The following is a 16,974-nucleotide window of genomic DNA, read 5'->3' as shown; positions in this document are numbered from 1 at the left end:
TGATAAGACCTTTCAATGATGAAAGGTCTTTCTTTAGCTGCAAATAACTCTCATAATATTGCCTGTAACCACACCGTGATGCTCAATCTCTTGAGGAAACCATGACTAAAAAGATTCTCTTTGTCTGCCGAGGCAATTCAGCACGTTCGCAACTAGCGGAAGCGATTATAAATCGCGATTATGCTGAGTTTTATCAAGCCTTTAGTGCAGGGAGCAGTCCAAGTCAGGTTGACGCAAGAACAATATCGACATTAAACGATGCAGATTTTCCTACCGATGAACTGTATTCAAAGTCCATCGACGAGTTTAAAGACACGCATTTTGACTATGTAATTACGCTCTGCTCTTCAGCGAAGCGTGAATGTGGTGTATTCGAGAACACTGAAGAAAGTATTTATTGGGATCTTCCTGCGCCAACGTCACTCTCTGATATCTCCTTCGAAGCGTCTTTATATGATCTGCAAAAGCGCATCGACTTGTTTGTTACCGTTCATCAACCGACTAACGATTTAGATTTTGATCCTTTAGTACTACATAAGTGCTTAGGCGATCAGACTCGCCTCATGATCACTTTATTGATCTTTACAGAGGTTGAATTGAGTGTTGGGGAGCTGTGTGAAGCATTACAAGAATCACAGCCTAAGATTTCCCGAGCGCTCGCAGTACTCAGAAATTGCGGGATCGTTTCAGATAGAAGAAAAGGTCAATGGGCGTTTTACTCCATTTCAGGCAAACTACCACTATGGGCAATCGACATTCTAGACGCATCTGTGGTCAGTATGAGAGGAGCATTAGTGGCGGCTAATCAGCTACTCAACCAATCGACCACCCGCCCAGAAAAACATAATTAGCCACTCATTTTCGTATCATCGAATAAAGGTCAGCAGTTGGTGCATTTCAGTAATGCTATGTAAATATGAGCTATTGATTGTGGTCTCTTTATGCGGTTCCGCATGGGAAAAGTACAACGTGGTTACATTGGCTTCAACGCCAGCTTGAATGCCAACCAGAGAATCATCTATGAATAAACACTCTTCTGAGCTCACTTGCATTTTGTCCATCACGTAGTGCAACAGTTTGGGATCGGGCTTCCATGCATTGGCATCCAAAGCACTGAAGACAGTGCCTTCAAAGTACTGGTCTAGTTTAGCCAGCGGCAACGTAAACGCCATCTTTTCATGGGGAGCATTTGATGCGATACATACCGCAATATTATTCGCCTTCAGCTCATCCAATACTTCATAGACACCATCGATAACCGTTAATTGTTCAGCAAACAGCTCCTTACAACGCAGTCGATAGTGGCTAATAAGCTTAGCTAAACCATCATTAGCAAGCTTGGAGTTGTCGTCGACCAGTGCCCCGAAGATCTTTTCCAGTTTCACGCCTTGAAACTGATCTTTGACATCATCATAGTTTACCTCGACGCCAATACTGCTTAGCACCTCTACAATAGCTTGCAAACACAAACGTTCACTATCGATCAGTGTTCCATCACAATCAAAAATCACGCATTTGATTCTCTTTGATGCCATATTTTATTTTACCACCTGATTTCAGTCTGTTGTCTTCGAACAACAAATCGCCATAAAAAGCACACAATATCATCAGGGTTTATTGGCTTCAATGAAGGAAGAACTTGTACCGTATGGACTACTATTTTGAAAAAAAGTTACCAAATGGTGCCCATTCATCCGGATTATTTATTTTGATCCAAAAATTAAATACTAAGCGCCGAAACCTTGCTCTAAAACAAGTTATGCACAGTGAAATCTGATCAATTCGGTGGTAGAATTCGTGCCCGAAAAGAAAAAAAATTACAGAATTAGCGGTTATTTTTTTGCAATCTTACTGAAATATAGTGGATTAGCTCAAAAAAAGTGGCCTAGAAAGCGCCTCAGTTGGTCATAAAATGACTAAACTTGTTGAAAGACTTTCATTTCTAGAAGAAGCAAAATAGGCAAGACATTTGATAGCTCATGTGAATTATTTATGGGCATCCCTAGCCTTCTAGAGAGACTAATACTAACTTTCAAATTGTAATAATATTTACCCGGAGAGTATCTTCCATGAAAAAGACCAAAATCGTATGTACGATTGGCCCTAAAACTGAATCAGTAGAGAAGCTAACTGAACTAGTAAACGCAGGCATGAACGTTATGCGTCTTAACTTCTCTCACGGTGACTACGAAGAGCACGGCACTCGTATTGCTAACTTCCGTGAAGTTATGGCAAACGTTGGTAAGCAACTTGCAATTCTTCTAGACACTAAAGGTCCAGAAATTCGTACTATCAAACTAGAAGGCGGCAATGACGTTGATCTAGTAGCTGGTCAAGAATTCACTTTCACAACAGATATCTCTGTTGTTGGTAACAAAGACACTGTTGCTGTTACTTACGCTGGTTTTGCACAAGACCTTTCTGCTGGTAACACTATCCTAGTAGACGACGGTCTAATCGAGATGGAAGTTATCTCTACTACTGAAACTGAAGTTAAGTGTAAAGTTCTTAACAACGGTGCTCTAGGCGAAAACAAAGGTGTTAACCTACCAGGCGTTTCTGTTCAGCTTCCAGCTCTATCTGAAAAAGATAAGAACGACCTAAAATTTGGTTGTGAGCAAGGCGTTGACTTTGTTGCAGCTTCTTTCATTCGTAAAGCTTCTGACGTTAAAGAAATCCGTGACGTTCTAAACGCAAACGGTGGCGAGAACATCCACATCATTTCTAAGATCGAAAACCAAGAAGGTGTAGATAACTTCGACGAGATCCTAGAGCTTTCTGACGGTATCATGGTTGCTCGTGGTGACCTTGGTGTTGAAATCCCAGCTGAAGAAGTAATCTTCGCTCAGAAAATGATGATTGAGAAGTGTAACCGTGCTCGTAAGACAGTTATCACTGCAACTCAAATGCTTGACTCTATGATCAACAACCCACGTCCAACTCGTGCTGAAGCGGGTGACGTTGCGAACGCAATCATGGACGGTACTGATGCAGTAATGCTTTCAGGTGAGACCGCTAAAGGTAAATACCCTGTTGAAGCGGTAACTATCATGGCTCAAATCGCTAACCGTACTGACGGCGCACTAAAAGCTGAGCTAGGTTCTCGTCTAGACAGCCCACGCCTGCGCATCACAGAAGCAGTATGTAAAGGTGCAGTAGACACAGCTGAGAAGCTAGCTGCTCCACTAATCATCGTTGCTACTGAAGGTGGTAAGTCTGCACGTTCTGTACGTAAATACTTCCCAACAGCAAGCATCGTTGCGCTAACAACTAACCCTAAGACTGCTGCACAGCTAGTTCTTACTAAGGGTGTTCGCCCAGTTCTTGTTGATTCAATCGACAGCACTGATGAGTTCTACAAAAACGGTAAAGAGTACGCTCTAGAGTCTGGTTTTGGTAAGAAAGGCGACATCGTAGTAATGGTTTCTGGTGCTCTAGTAGCTTCAGGCACAACTAACACAGCTTCTGTTCACGTACTATAATTCTTACAGTACATTCAGAACATCTATAAAAAGAGGGCATACGCCCTCTTTTTTTTATAATTATCTTGCCCAATTTTTCAACACGCTGTACTATCCTTACGTTTTTACAACACAGCATACTGCTGAGTTGCTTTTAGGTAATTCTATTAAGTTAATGAGGTGCATTGTGTCTAGCCCAACTTTGACAGACAAAGTAGCGAAGCTAATCTGTCAGGATATTCTTTCCGGAGAGCTTAAACCAAACCAAAAGCTGGTTGTTGCGGAGCTTAAAGAAAAATATAACGTAGGAGCATCCCCTATCCGAGAGGCACTAATTCAGCTTTCGTGGATTAAGTACGTAAAGCTTGAACCGCAAAAAGGATGCTGGGTTGCACCTGTTTCTAAGGTCGAACTCTACGACCTATATGAAAGCCTCAAGGTTGTGTCCTCTGTGTTACTAGAAAAATCAATCAAAGAAGGCAGTGAAAGCTGGGAGCTGGAAATACTGACTGAGTTCCATAAGCTATCGCGCTTTAAGTTCCAAGCAGAAAACTTCAATTGGCAAGAGTGGGAAGAGCGTCAAGAAGCCTTCTACAGTTCTCTATTAAGTGGTTGCTTCTCTAAGAACATGCTTGAGTTTTTTAGCGATATTATCAGGCAGGTTAAACGTTATCGACGTATCTCGTTAACCCATTCACCAAAAAACTTCTCACAGCTATTCAACCTCGATGAACATGAGAAGATCATGAAGCTAACGCTAGACAAAGATCTTGATGGTGCGAAACAGCAACTTGCTGAACAGCTATATCGAATGATGAAAGAGATTGAGTCAACGGTTGATGAGATAGAAATGGCATAAAAAAATCGGGGCTAGCCCCGATTTTTACCATCCAAAAAACTCTTTGTGGTGCGTATTCAATAGTAGCACCATAGGCAAAAAGTATAATGCACTCAGCTTAATACCTAAAACAACGAGAGTCCCAATGGTAAGTCTTACCAAAAAGTGATTGTACATAACGAACCTCTACCACCCAACTATTTGACATCCTTGATATATTTTGTCAAAAACTTGAAGAATTCCGTTCTTGAAATAAGAAAAAGTGTTTGTAAAAAAGTGTGACCTATATTCAAGAACTGGTAGTTTACTGATTATTCCTTTTAGGTCAAGTTTTAACCAGCGTTAGACTTTAGTCTAATACAGTGGCACGCATTTTTCATGTCTCAAGATGAAGACTCATAAGATGTAGAAGCGATAGTTAGGGCTTTAGATGTTGATTCTTGAGGTATAAAAAAAGCTGCAATCACTTGCAGCTTTTTTTCATTCTAACGTCTATTTTACCACACGAAGACTAGGGCGGCCTTTCGGCTTTGGTGGCTCATCATCGCCATCAGGTGAGTTTATTTCAGACTCGGTAACTTCCGGTTCAGATGCGACAGACAAGCCAGAAACTGGTGTTGCCTCAATCGTCTCCTCTTCCTCAATCGAAAGATAAGCATCTTCTGGCTCGAACATTGTTCCTGCACCATTCTCACGAGCATAAATAGCTTGTACAGAATAGAGAGGCACGATAACCGAGTGTGGTCGGCCACCAAATCGAGCATGGAAGGTTATCGCTTCATTGCCCAATTCGAGTTGACCTACTGCTCTAGGAGCAATATTCAGGATGATTTGACCATCTTGAATAAACTCTTGAGGAACGCGAACGCCAGGTAACATTGCATCGACAACAATGTGTGGCGTTAGATCATTTTCCACCAGCCAATCATAGAATGCACGCAGCATGTATGGTCGGCGAGGTGTCATTTTTTCAATATCCATGGTCACTTAGCGAACCAAACGCATCTCACGTTCAGCTTCAGTCAGTGAAGCAAGGAATGAATCACGTTCAAATACACGATTCATGTAAACTTTGATCTCTTTAGATCCAGGACCAATTAGCTCGATACCCATTTCAGGTAAGCGCCATAGTAGTGGTGCTAGGTAGCAATCGATCAAGCTGAATTCTTCACTCATGAAGTATTCGTACTCAGCAAAAATCGGTGCAAGTGTCAGAAGATCATTGCGTAGTTTATTGCGAGCCGCCTCAGATTCTTCTGCAGAACCTTTCATAACTTTCTCCGCAAGCGTGTACCAGTTACGCTCAATACGGTAGATCATTAGTCGGCTATTACCACGTGCAACTGGGTAAACAGGCATAAGTGGCGGATGAGGGAAACGCTCATCAAGATATTCCATAATGATCTTTGAATCGTAAAGGGCTAGCTCACGATCAACCAAAGTAGGAACGGTCTTATATGGGTTTAGCTCAGCAAGCTCAGCAGGGATGTTCATTTCATCCACTAACTCAACTTCAACACTGACACCTTTTTCAGCTAGAACGATTCGAACCTGGTGGCTATATAAATCGGTAGCACTTGAGAAAAGAGTCATCACAGAACGTTTATTGGCAGCTACAGCCATGGAGCCCTCCGGGATACTTACAAAAAAACAATGGAGGCGACGCCTCCATTGTGAACAAATTTGGAATTAGCGCGAGATTATAGCACAATTAGTGAACATCACGCCAATACTCTTTCTTGAGCAACACTACAACAATGGTGAAGATGACTAGGAAACCCATCACCCACCAACCAAGCGCATGACGCTCAAGTTTCACTGGGTCACCAGAGTATTCTAGGAAGTTCACCAAGTCGCGAACGGCATCATCATACTCACTCGAACTCAGTTCACCACGGCCATCAGTTTCTGTACCAATAACCACTTGGACTTCTTGACCATCAACAAGTTGCGTCTCATAGATTGGAGTTGGAATGCCTTGAAGCTCTTCAAGAACGTGTGGCATACCTACGTTCGGGAACGTCACGTTGTTCACGCCAAATGGACGGCTTGGGTCCACATAGAATGAACGCAGATAGGTATATAGCCAATCAACACCACGAACACGTGCAACAAGTGTTAGATCAGGTGGCGCAGCACCAAACCAAGCCGCTGCTTGCTTCTGTGGCATTGCATTCACCATCAAATCACCAATCTTCGCTTCTGGGTCGAAAACAAGGTTTTCTTTTGCGAGATCTACTGGGATACCTAAGTCATTCGCGACACGCTCATAACGTTGATATTGCGTCGAGTGACATGCAAAGCAGTAGTTCATAAACAGCTTCGCGCCATTTTGAAGTGATGCTTGGTCACTAAGATCGTTGTTTGCTTTATCTAGATGTACATTACCACCAGCAGCTAGTGCTAGAGATGGTAGCAATGCGAAAAGTACTACAATCCACTTTTTCATTTGAAAGTCACCCTCTCTGGTAATGGCTTAGTTTTTTCATTCTTACTGTAGAAATACAACAGAACGAAGAACATGAAGTAACCTAAACTGAAGATCTGAGCCAGCAGCGTATACGTTGGTGTTGCAGGTAGCGCACCAAGAATACCCAAAGCAATGAAGCTGATGGTGAACTGGATGATGTTCAGTAGGTGAATCTTACTTCTGTAGCGATAAGAGCGTACTTTACAACGGTCGAACCATGGCAATAGGAATAGGAATACAATCGATAGTCCCATTGCAACAACACCTAGTAACTTGTCCGGTACAGCACGAAGAATCGCGTAGAACGGGGTGAAGTACCATACAGGAGCAATATGCTCAGGCGTTTTCAGAGGGTTTGCTGCTTCAAAGTTAGGTGGCTCAAGGAAATAGCCGCCCATTTCTGGATTGAAGAACAACACGTAACAGAACAAGAAGAAGAAACCTGCGATACCCACCATATCCTTAACAGTTCCATAAGGGTGGAATGGAATGGAATCGATGATGTCATATTTCTTGCTGTAGTAATCGTGGAACTTAAACTGCGTCTTATAATCGTCGCCCATTGTCCCTTTCGGTAGCTTAGTCTCAATGCCATCAGGGTTGTTCGAACCGACTTCGTGAAGTGCCAAAACGTGTAAAACGATAAGAAGAAGTAGCACGATAGGCAGAGCAATAACATGCAGAGCAAAGAAGCGGTTGAGCGTCGCTCCAGAGATGATGTAATCACCACGAATCCAAAGAGTAAGGTCGTCGCCAATAACAGGAATCGCACCAAATAGTGAGATAATTACCTGAGCACCCCAGTATGACATTTGTCCCCATGGCAATAGATAACCCATGAAAGCTTCTGCCATCAATACTAGGAAGATGAGCATGCCGAATACCCACAGTAGCTCACGAGGCTTTTGGTATGAACCATAAATCAAGCCACGGAACATGTGAAGATAGACGACAACAAAGAATGCTGAAGCACCCGTAGAGTGCATATAACGCAGTAGCCAACCGTATTCCACATCACGCATGATGTATTCAACAGATGCAAATGCACCTTCGCCAGAAGGTACGTAGTTCATGGTTAGCCAAATGCCTGTAAGGATTTGGTTAACCAGAACAAGCATGGCTAGAGAGCCAAATAGATACCAAAAGTTGAAGTTCTTTGGCATCGGGTATTCAGATAAATGCTTCTTATAAGCATTCATTGCAGGTATACGTTTTTCTACCCAATCAAGTAACGCTTGCATTATGCATCCCCCTCATCAACACCAATGAGTATTTTCGTGTCACTCAAATACATATGTTTAGGGACCACTAGGTTAAGTGGCGCAGGAACACTCTGGAATACACGTCCCGCCATGTCGAACTTAGAACCGTGGCATGGACAGAAGAATCCAGAACGTACACCTTGAACTTGTTCACTAAAAGTGTCTGGTAGATAAGTAGGTGAACATCCTAGGTGGGTACAGAAACCGACGGCAACAAAATACTCAGGTTTAATTGAGCGGAATTCATTTTGTGCATATTCAGGTTGCTGTTCTTCAACAGATTTAGGATCTCGTAACTGACCATCGATAGTGGTCAGGTTGTCCAAAACTGATTGAGCTCGACGTACGATCCAAACGGGCTTACCCTGCCATTCGACACGGACCATTTGGCCTTCTTCGAGCTTACTGACTTCCACCTCTACAGGGGCACCAGCAGCTTTAGCTTTGGCACTTGGGTTCCAAGATTTAATAAAAGGAACGGCGACTGCAGCTGCCCCCAGACCACCAACAACCGCAGTTGTAGCAGTTAGGAAACGCCTGCGACCGTTATTTAAAGGCGCATTGCTCATCCAACATTTCTCCCATTTGCTCCTTTGGGTCAATACCGAGCGAATCCAAGTTGCTCTTTCATGTTAAATAACCTTACGGGGAACCATTCCTTGGGTTATTTTCCTTGAATTGAACGAGCCAAATCTAGTTTATTATTTTGGCTACTTGAGTCAGCTCAGACATCGATTCCGACCAGCAGAGCATGGCTAACAAAGTACAAATTTTTGTTGTATTTATTTGATAGCAAATGATAAAGAAAACCCTACTTTTTGACAAGATAAAGCTACCTTTTCGTAACATCTATAGCAGGAAATCGCTTGCTAGTTCACAAAAGGGAGGAAAAGGACAGTCTGTTATGAGGAGTTGAGCAATTTTCAGAGGTTAGATAAACGCAATAAACAAAAAAGCCCAGCCATAAGGCTGAGCTTTTTGATCCACAATCCAGTCGAAACTGGAAAGCATAATCTTCTCGATAAGGAGAAAATTAACGCTTAGAGAACTGTGGACGACGACGTGCTTTACGTAGACCAACTTTCTTACGCTCAACGCAACGAGCGTCGCGAGTAACGTAGCCAGCTGCACGTAGAGCAGGACGTAGAGTCTCATCGTATTCCATTAGCGCGCGAGTGATACCGTGACGGATAGCACCTGCTTGACCAGAAATACCGCCACCTTTAACAGTAACGAATAGGTCTAGCTTCTCAGTTAGTTCAGTTAGCTCAAGAGGCTGACGAACTACCATGCAAGAAGTTTCGCGACCGAAGTAAGTTTCTAGATCACGCTTGTTAACTACGATGTTGCCAGTGCCTGGTTTGATGAAAACACGAGCAGCTGAGCTTTTGCGACGGCCAGTGCCGTAGTATTGATTCTCTGCCATTTTCGAAATCCCCGATTAGATGTCTAGTACTTGTGGTTGTTGAGCAACATGGTTGTGCTCAGCGCCAGCGTAAACTTTAAGCTTACGGTACATAGCACGGCCTAGAGGACCACGTGGTAGCATACCTTTAACCGCTAGCTCAAGAGCCATTTCAGGCTTACGATCAATCAGCTTTTCGAAAGTGATTGATTTTAGGCCACCTGGGAACTCAGAGTGACGGTAGTAAACTTTGTTTTTAGCCTTGTTACCAGTTACAGTAACTTTCTCCGCGTTTACAACGATGATGTAATCACCAGTGTCAACGTGTGGAGTGTATTCAGCTTTATGTTTGCCACGTAGGCGAGATGCAATTTCACTTGCTAGACGGCCAAGAGTTTTACCTTCAGCGTCTACAACGTACCAGTCGCGTTTTACAGTTTCTGGTTTAGCAACGAAAGTTTTCATGCTAATAATAACCCGTTAATTAAATTTACACTTAAGGAGCTTTCGCTCCCACTGTCTAAGAGCCCATACATCACCCCTTCGAGTGTTGAAACTCTCGGCTATTTGTTTCAGAGAAACTAGCCTGCAGTAACGGTGGGTCGCAGGATTATAGAGAAGCTCGAAGAAAAAATCATCTATTTTTTGGACAAAATTGGTAAAAACCTCAAGCTAAGTGCTCTGATGCCAAATAGTCATGGCTTTGCATTTCCGTTAATCGCGAAATACAGCGCTTAAATTCAAACTCCAGCTGACCTTTAGTATAGATATTCTCAAGGGCTACCTCAGCAGAAATGATAAGTTTTACCCTTCGCTCGTAAAATTCATCAACTAAGGCAATAAAGCGCCTCGCCGCATCATCTAACTTGGCATCCATCTGCTTAACATCAGCCAGCAATACAGTGTGATAAATTCTCGATATCTCGATGTAATCATTTTGGCTGCGCATGGTTTGGCAAAGCTGTGCAAAACTGGCGTAGAGTACATCATCGGCAGAGGCAATCACTTCGATGTCTCGATGATTAATCTCTATTGATTGCTCTTGAACTCGATCCTCTGTTACTAACTGACCAAAATAACGCTTTAGATTGGCATGCGCAGCGGCATCTAACGGGTAATGATAGATCTCTGCCTGTTCTAATGTTCTCAAACGGTAATCAATACCACTATCGACGTTCAGTACATTACAGTTTTTCTGAATCATAGTAATAGCAGGAAGGAACCTTGCTCGCTGCAAACCGTTTCGATATAGGTTTTCTGGAGGAATATTCGACGTCGCTACCAGTACAACACCACGCTTAAATAGAGCTTGCAACAAAGTGGCTAGAATCATGGCATCCGTAATATCAGAAACATAAAACTCATCAAAGCAGATGATTTTCGCTTCAGAAGCAAACGTATCTGCGACCTGTTCTAGAGGGTCTTGCACATCACCTAAGCGCTTTAGCTCATCATGAACTCGATACATAAAACGGTGGAAATGAACTCGCATCTTTTGAGACGTCGGCAGACTGTCGAAAAATGCGTCCATTAAGTAGGTTTTCCCTCGACCTACCCCACCCCAAAAGTATAACCCTTGTGGCGGAGTAGCTTGCTCGGGTGATTTTCCTAGCAGCTTCTGCATCATACTTAACGCAGGGGCTTCGAAGTTCAAATAATCGACGTACTCATGATGCAAACGGTCTAAGGCTTCAACGGCAGCCCTCTGCGCGGGGTCGCTTTGGAAACCATTTGTTTCAATATCATTATTGTATTTTTCTATGGGCGTCATGGATAACTCGCAACACTGATCCAACTGTTATTATTAGCGTATTTTGCTTTATTGGCTTGAATTCTCATAGTAACATGGCTAAACGACGTGTGTAACCGCTTGGTAACGCACATGTTAATAAACATTATAAAGGAGCTGTTATGCCTTGGATATATGCCATTGTCGGCTTGCTAGTTGGTGCTATTCTAGGAATTGTGATTTCTCGACTGACTACTCCACAATACAAGAAACAAAAGACCATCCAAAAAGACCTTGAGTCCGCGAAGTTTGCACTGGAGCAACAGCGTCAAGAATTGTCTGATCATTTCGCACAAACCGCTGAAATGCTTGATACATTGGGGAAAGACTACACTAAGCTTTATCAACACATGGCGAAGACCTCTTCGGAGCTGCTGCCAAACCTACCCGAGCAAGATAACCCGTTTGTCAAAAAGATTGCTGAACACAATGTAGAAACGATAAACGATGCTAACACTACAGAAGAACCGCCAAAGGATTACGTTAATGGCGCGACAGGACTTCTTAGAGAAGAGAAGAAGGAAGTGATTGAAGCTCCAGAAGCTGTCTCACAAGAGCCCGTCACCGCTAAAGCTTCGTAACATCCTCATCTATTGGCCAGCAATTACACAAATTGCTGGCTAATTCACCACCCCAAGTGAACTTTATAGAATTCGTTGAGTCATAACCCTTACTGATCCATAGAGGAGTTTTATGATGAAAAAACCATTGCTTGCATTAACTGTTCTATCGTTAAGCTTGAGTTCAATCATCGCCCCACTACCTGCAACCGCTGCTTTACCTTTATCTGTCGATGGCGAACAGCTTCCAAGCCTTGCTCCTATGCTAGAGCAAGTTACGCCCGCAGTTGTTAGTATTGCTGTTGAAGGTACTCAGGTTTCCCGTCAAAGTTTGCCTGAGCAATTCCGTTTTTTCTTCGGCCCTGACTTCCCAACCGAGCAATTACAAGAAAGGCCTTTTAGAGGGTTAGGATCTGGTGTTGTCGTAGATGCAGACAAAGGCTATATCGTTACTAACTATCACGTCATCAATGGCGCAGAAGATATCCGCGTTAAACTTCATGACGGTAAAGAGTACGATGCTGAACTTGTCGGTGGTGATGAAATGTCAGATGTAGCGTTACTAAAAGTTGATGGCGCTAAAAACCTCACAGAAATCAAAATTGCCGACTCAGATCAGCTGCGCGTCGGTGACTTTACGGTAGCAATCGGTAACCCGTTTGGGTTGGGTCAAACTGTTACCTCTGGTATCGTCTCTGCATTGGGTCGTAGTGGACTGAATCTAGAAAATTTTGAGAACTTCATTCAAACCGATGCCGCAATTAACAGTGGTAACTCTGGTGGCGCATTAGTGAACCTGAAAGGTGAACTCATCGGCATCAATACCGCGATCCTTGGCCCTAACGGCGGTAACGTCGGGATAGGCTTCGCAATCCCTTCAAATATGATGAAGAACTTAACCGAACAAATCATCGAGTTTGGCGAAGTAAAACGCGGCATGCTGGGAGTTCAAGGTGGAGAAGTCACTTCGGAACTTGCGGAAGCACTAGGTTACGATTCCAGTAAAGGTGCTTTCGTAAGTCAAGTTGTCCCTGACAGCGCAGCAGATAAAGCTGGACTTGAAGCGGGTGACATCATTGTGTCTGTTAACGGTAAGAAGATCTCGACCTTCAGCGAGCTCCGAGCCAAAGTGGCAACGCTTGGTGCTGGTAAAACAGTTAAGCTCGGCATTATACGTGATGGCAAAGAAAAATCCTTTAATGTCACCCTTACTGAAGCTGCTAAAACCATTACCAAGGCCGATAAACTTCATGAAGGGCTAACAGGCGCGGAATTCGCAAACACTGATAAGAGCGACCCTGTTGAAGGGGTCAAAGTGAAATCGGTAGCGGAAGGGTCTCCAGCTGCTCAATATCAACTTGAGCAAGGCGATATCATTATCGGAGTGAACCGTACTCGGGTGAAGAATGTTGGCGAACTACGTAAGATACTTGAGAAGAAACCTGGCGTTTTAGCTCTCAATATCCAGCGTGATGACCGAAGCATTTACTTAGTTGTACGCTAGAAGCTCACAAAATTGTAAATTCTAAGTGAAAGAGCAGCTCTGATTAGGGCTGCTCTTTTATTATTTAAGTTTTAAATGATATCCTCTGGCTTTATAGCTGTCGTTTCATGTACACGAGTTTTTTAGTTAATATCATGAAATTAACTCGTTTGAGTCGCCTCTCAATACTATGCTTGCAAAGTAGAAGTCATTGGAAGAACACGTTAACGACATCGGTTTTTGCGTTTGAATAGAGGAAATGATGCTGAATTTTCTAATCCGATCGGTATCTATGGGTCTAGTAACCGCACTATTAGTACTATTGGCCGTCCCTTCTCTAAGACAGAACATCATACCTCAAAACTTGACTGCTCAACCTGCAGACAATAGCAGCCTACAGATTTCATTTAACCAAGCTGTGCGTAAAGCCGCTCCTGCGGTTGTGAATATCTACAGTCGACAGTATAAAGAAAATGACCGCACCACTCTATCCACACAAGGACTGGGATCTGGCGTTATTGTTAGCGACAAGGGCTACATCATTACCAACTATCATGTGGTCGCGAATGCCGACCAAATCATAGTCGCGCTGCAAGATGGCCGAGTGGCAGCAGCACAACTGGTTGGTAAAGATCAACGCACGGATATTGCGGTTCTGCGCATTGAAGGTGGTAACCTACCCGTAATCCCACTCAACCCCAATTATTCCCCTAAAGTTGGCGATGTTGTCTTAGCGATTGGTAACCCTTATAACCTGGGACAAACCACTACTTTTGGTATTATTTCGGCAACAGGACGCTCTTCTATTAGTGCCGGTGGAATTCAAGCGTTCATCCAGACAGATGCAGCGATAAACCAAGGTAATTCAGGTGGAGCTCTAGTCAACACACTTGGTGAGCTAGTTGGCATTAATACGGCTTCTTTCCAACAAGCAACCGACCTTGAAACCTATGGTATTTCTTTTGCAATTCCTTACCAGTTAGCCAGCAAAATCATGGAAAAGATTATTGCCGATGGTCGAGTGATCCGTGGCTATATTGGTATCGATGGGCAGGACATTAACTCGGTAACCGCTCGGTTACTAGGAAATGAACATATTGGCGGTATTATTGTTCTTGGCTTAGACCCTGAAGGCCCAGCGGCAAAAGCAGGAATCAAAGTTCAAGACATCGTCCTCATGATAGATGGCAACAAACTCAATGGACGTCAGGGAGTGCTAGATTTAGTAACAGATCTAAGACCTGGCACCACCGTTGACGTTAAGCTACTTCGTGATGGCAAAGAGCTTACCGTACCTGTTACAGTAGGCGAAGATACTCGCGAGTAAAAGGGATTCGTTTAACGACCAGACTATAGATTAATCCTTTGAACTCAAAAAAATCTCCGAGCGAGCTCGGAGATTTTTTTATTTGGTCGTAAAGTTCGAGTTATTCTTGAACTTCTTCTAAGGCACTCTCACCCGAGTCGACTTCAATGCGCGTGACACGCTGCAATCCACGAGGCAACAAACCACCTCTTCTACCGCGCTCACCACGGAAGTTCTCTAAGTCGGCAGGCTTCAAGCCGAGCTTGCGTTTACCTGCATAGAGCGTGATAGTCGCGCCTTGTGGCAATGCCATGAGATGGGAAACAAACTCTTCTCGGGCTTTCGCTTTGGCGGAAGGAATGTTGATGATCTTGTTCCCTTTACCCTTACCAAGTTGAGGTAAGTCTTTAATCGGGAACAGTAGCATACGCCCTTGGTTAGTGATGGCAAGAATCTCGTCTGACTCTAGGTCACCGATCATTGACGGCGTTATCACTTCAGCTCCTTGTGGAAGCGTGACAAGTGCTTTACCGCTACGGTTCTTAGAAAGCAAATCTGAACCCTTACAAACGAAGCCATAGCCTGCATCAGACCCCACAAGCCATAACTGAGACTCTTCACCCATCACTACTTGGCGAATGTTCGTGCCAGCATTAATGTTCAAACGACCAGTAATTGGTTCGCCCTGACTTCTTGCTGATGGCAACGAATGTGACTCAAGCGAATAACTTCGGCCATCACTGCCCAGGAATACCGCAGGCTGGTTGCTCTTACCTCGCGCGCTGGCCAGATACTTATCACCAGCTTTGTAGTTCAAGCTGCTAGCATCCACGTCATGCCCTTTAGCATGACGAATCCAGCCTTTTTCAGACAGTACAACCGTAATAGGTTCACTAGGAACAAGGTCTCGCTCGGTCATTGCTTTTGCTTCTGCACGCTCAACAATTGGCGAGCGGCGGTCATCGCCGTATTTCTCTGCATCCGCTTGAATCTCTTTCTTGAGCAAAGTATTCATGCGACGCTCAGAGCCCAGAAGTTTTTCTAGCTTCTCACGTTCTTTTTCTAATTCTTCTTGCTCGCCACGGATTTTCATTTCCTCAAGCTTAGCAAGATGACGAAGTTTGGTGTCTAAAATAGCATCAGCTTGAATATCTGTGATTCCGAAACGTTCCATAAGCACAGCTTTCGGCTCGTCTTCGGTACGAATGATTTCAATCACTTCATCCAAGTTTAGATACGCGACCAACAAACCTTCTAAGATGTGCAAACGAGCTAGGATTTTATCTAGGCGATATTGAAGGCGTTTACGTACTGTCTCGCGACGGAATTGAATCCATTCAGATAGGATTTGAACCAAACCTTTCACTTGTGGACGATTGTCCAGACCAATCATATTGAGGTTAACTCGGAAGTTCTTCTCAAGATCGGTCGATGCAAACAAGTGGTTCATTAGCTGTTCACAATCGATGCGGTTTGAACGTGGCACCACGACAATACGAGTCGGGTTCTCATGGTCTGATTCATCGCGCAGATCATCGACCATAGGTAGCTTCTTAGCACGCATCTGGTTGGCAATTTGCTCTAGCAGTTTTGCGCCCGAAACTTGGTGTGGCAAGGCAGTGATAACAATATCAGAGCCCTCTTTATGCCATACAGCGCGCATCTTCACGCTGCCACGACCGGTACGATAAATTTTCTCTAAGTCAGCACTTGGCGAGATAATTTCCGCTTCCGTTGGATAGTCTGGACCTTTAACAAAGTCCATAACTTGCGGCAAATCGGCTTTAGGATTGTCGATAAGATGAATGGTCGCATCCGCAATTTCACGAACATTATGTGGCGGAATATCGGTTGCCATACCAACGGCAATACCAGTAATACCATTGAGCAAGATATGCGGTAAACGAGCGGGAAGAATCTTTGGCTCCTTCATGGTGCCATCGAAGTTTGGTTGCCATTCAACCGTGCCTTGACCAATTTCACCTAGCAGGACTTCCGCGAACTTAGACAGTTTTGCTTCGGTATAACGCATTGCAGCGAATGACTTAGGATCGTCAGGCGCACCCCAGTTCCCCTGACCATCAACTAAAGGGTAACGGTAGGAAAACGGCTGAGCCATCAATACCATAGCTTCATAACAAGCCGAGTCGCCATGCGGGTGATATTTACCTAGAACGTCACCAACGGTACGAGCAGACTTTTTGTACTTGGCTGCGGCTGACAAACCAAGTTCTGACATCGCATAAATAATACGACGTTGAACTGGTTTTAGGCCGTCGCCAATATAAGGCAATGCACGATCCATAATGACGTACATTGAATAATTCAAATAGGCGTCTTCGGTGAACTTTCGCAGAGGCAGTTGTTCTACGCCATCAAAAGACATTTCAGTGGACATTG

Annotated in this window: 16 protein-coding genes; 6 read left to right on the top strand and 10 right to left on the bottom strand. The window is 43.9% G+C overall.

Going from position 1 to position 16,974, the window contains the following annotated elements; all coding sequences use genetic code 11:
• Positions 1–101 precede the first annotated feature (101 nt).
• Positions 102–851: a metalloregulator ArsR/SmtB family transcription factor gene (locus MMA19_RS20765; protein WP_240207118.1), complete on the top strand. Its 750-nt coding sequence runs from the start codon at positions 102–104 to the stop codon at positions 849–851.
• 15 nt (positions 852–866) lie between these two features.
• On the opposite strand, the gene MMA19_RS20760 is transcribed toward MMA19_RS20765, so the two are convergent.
• Positions 867–1,535, bottom strand: coding sequence for an HAD-IA family hydrolase (locus MMA19_RS20760; protein WP_096442808.1), 669 nt, complete (start codon positions 1,533–1,535; stop codon positions 867–869).
• A gap of 534 nt (positions 1,536–2,069) precedes the next feature.
• On the opposite strand from MMA19_RS20760, the gene pykF reads away from it, so the two are divergent.
• Positions 2,070–3,482 carry a pyruvate kinase PykF gene (gene pykF, locus MMA19_RS20755; RefSeq protein WP_006075666.1) on the top strand — a complete coding sequence of 471 codons (1,413 nt, stop codon included), beginning with the start codon at positions 2,070–2,072 and terminating at the stop codon, positions 3,480–3,482.
• 154 nt (positions 3,483–3,636) lie between these two features.
• On the top strand, positions 3,637–4,320 hold the full coding sequence (locus MMA19_RS20750; protein WP_031493684.1) for a GntR family transcriptional regulator: 684 nt from the start codon (positions 3,637–3,639) through the stop codon (positions 4,318–4,320).
• 471 nt (positions 4,321–4,791) lie between these two features.
• On the opposite strand, the gene sspB is transcribed toward MMA19_RS20750, so the two are convergent.
• The 8 genes from sspB to zapE all read right to left on the bottom strand — a co-directional run bounded on the left by sspB (position 4,792) and on the right by zapE (position 11,207).
• Positions 4,792–5,280 carry a ClpXP protease specificity-enhancing factor gene (sspB, locus tag MMA19_RS20745; protein WP_240207117.1) on the bottom strand — a complete coding sequence of 163 codons (489 nt, stop codon included), beginning with the start codon at positions 5,278–5,280 and terminating at the stop codon, positions 4,792–4,794.
• Between the two features lie 6 nt (positions 5,281–5,286).
• On the bottom strand, positions 5,287–5,922 hold the full coding sequence (gene sspA / locus MMA19_RS20740) for a stringent starvation protein SspA (RefSeq protein WP_006075657.1): 636 nt from the start codon (positions 5,920–5,922) through the stop codon (positions 5,287–5,289).
• A gap of 88 nt (positions 5,923–6,010) precedes the next feature.
• Positions 6,011–6,748, bottom strand: a complete 738-nt coding sequence (locus MMA19_RS20735; RefSeq protein ID WP_240207116.1) for a cytochrome c1 — start codon at positions 6,746–6,748, stop codon at positions 6,011–6,013.
• Positions 6,745–8,010, bottom strand: coding sequence for a cytochrome bc complex cytochrome b subunit (locus MMA19_RS20730; protein ID WP_006075655.1), 1,266 nt, complete (start codon positions 8,008–8,010; stop codon positions 6,745–6,747). The genes MMA19_RS20735 and MMA19_RS20730 overlap by 4 nt, the downstream gene beginning before the upstream one ends.
• Positions 8,010–8,600: a ubiquinol-cytochrome c reductase iron-sulfur subunit gene (gene petA / locus MMA19_RS20725; RefSeq protein ID WP_038224352.1), complete on the bottom strand. Its 591-nt coding sequence runs from the start codon at positions 8,598–8,600 to the stop codon at positions 8,010–8,012. Before petA ends, MMA19_RS20730 begins: the two co-directional genes overlap by 1 nt.
• Positions 8,601–9,064: 464 nt before the next feature.
• Positions 9,065–9,457: a 30S ribosomal protein S9 gene (gene rpsI, locus MMA19_RS20720; RefSeq protein ID WP_006075740.1), complete on the bottom strand. Its 393-nt coding sequence runs from the start codon at positions 9,455–9,457 to the stop codon at positions 9,065–9,067.
• Positions 9,458–9,472: 15 nt separating this feature from the next.
• A complete protein-coding gene (gene rplM / locus MMA19_RS20715) occupies positions 9,473–9,901 on the bottom strand; it encodes a 50S ribosomal protein L13 (protein ID WP_006075739.1) in 429 nt (142 codons plus the stop codon).
• Between the two features lie 202 nt (positions 9,902–10,103).
• Complete coding sequence (zapE, locus tag MMA19_RS20710) at positions 10,104–11,207, bottom strand: cell division protein ZapE (RefSeq protein WP_124940279.1); 1,104 nt, start codon at positions 11,205–11,207, stop codon at positions 10,104–10,106.
• Positions 11,208–11,347: 140 nt separating this feature from the next.
• On the opposite strand from zapE, the gene zapG reads away from it, so the two are divergent.
• The 3 genes from zapG to degS all read left to right on the top strand — a co-directional run bounded on the left by zapG (position 11,348) and on the right by degS (position 14,595).
• Positions 11,348–11,806, top strand: a complete 459-nt coding sequence (gene zapG / locus MMA19_RS20705; protein ID WP_063606634.1) for a Z-ring associated protein ZapG — start codon at positions 11,348–11,350, stop codon at positions 11,804–11,806.
• Between the two features lie 115 nt (positions 11,807–11,921).
• Positions 11,922–13,289: a Do family serine endopeptidase gene (locus MMA19_RS20700; protein WP_006074467.1), complete on the top strand. Its 1,368-nt coding sequence runs from the start codon at positions 11,922–11,924 to the stop codon at positions 13,287–13,289.
• A gap of 241 nt (positions 13,290–13,530) precedes the next feature.
• Entirely contained in the window at positions 13,531–14,595 is a 1,065-nt protein-coding gene (gene degS / locus MMA19_RS20695; protein WP_038222997.1) for an outer membrane-stress sensor serine endopeptidase DegS, read from the top strand.
• A 100-nt stretch (positions 14,596–14,695) separates the two neighbouring features.
• Here the strand turns inward: degS and parC are convergent, their stop codons facing one another.
• Positions 14,696–16,972 (bottom strand): DNA topoisomerase IV subunit A, encoded by a 2,277-nt coding sequence (gene parC, locus MMA19_RS20690; protein ID WP_240207115.1) that lies wholly within the window; start codon positions 16,970–16,972, stop codon positions 14,696–14,698.
• Positions 16,973–16,974 lie beyond the last annotated feature (2 nt).

The sequence above is a fragment of the Vibrio sp. CyArs1 genome (assembly GCF_022432925.1).
Classification (GTDB): Bacteria; Pseudomonadota; Gammaproteobacteria; order Enterobacterales; family Vibrionaceae; genus Vibrio; species Vibrio mediterranei.
This window is presented reverse-complemented; position numbering and strand designations above follow the sequence as displayed.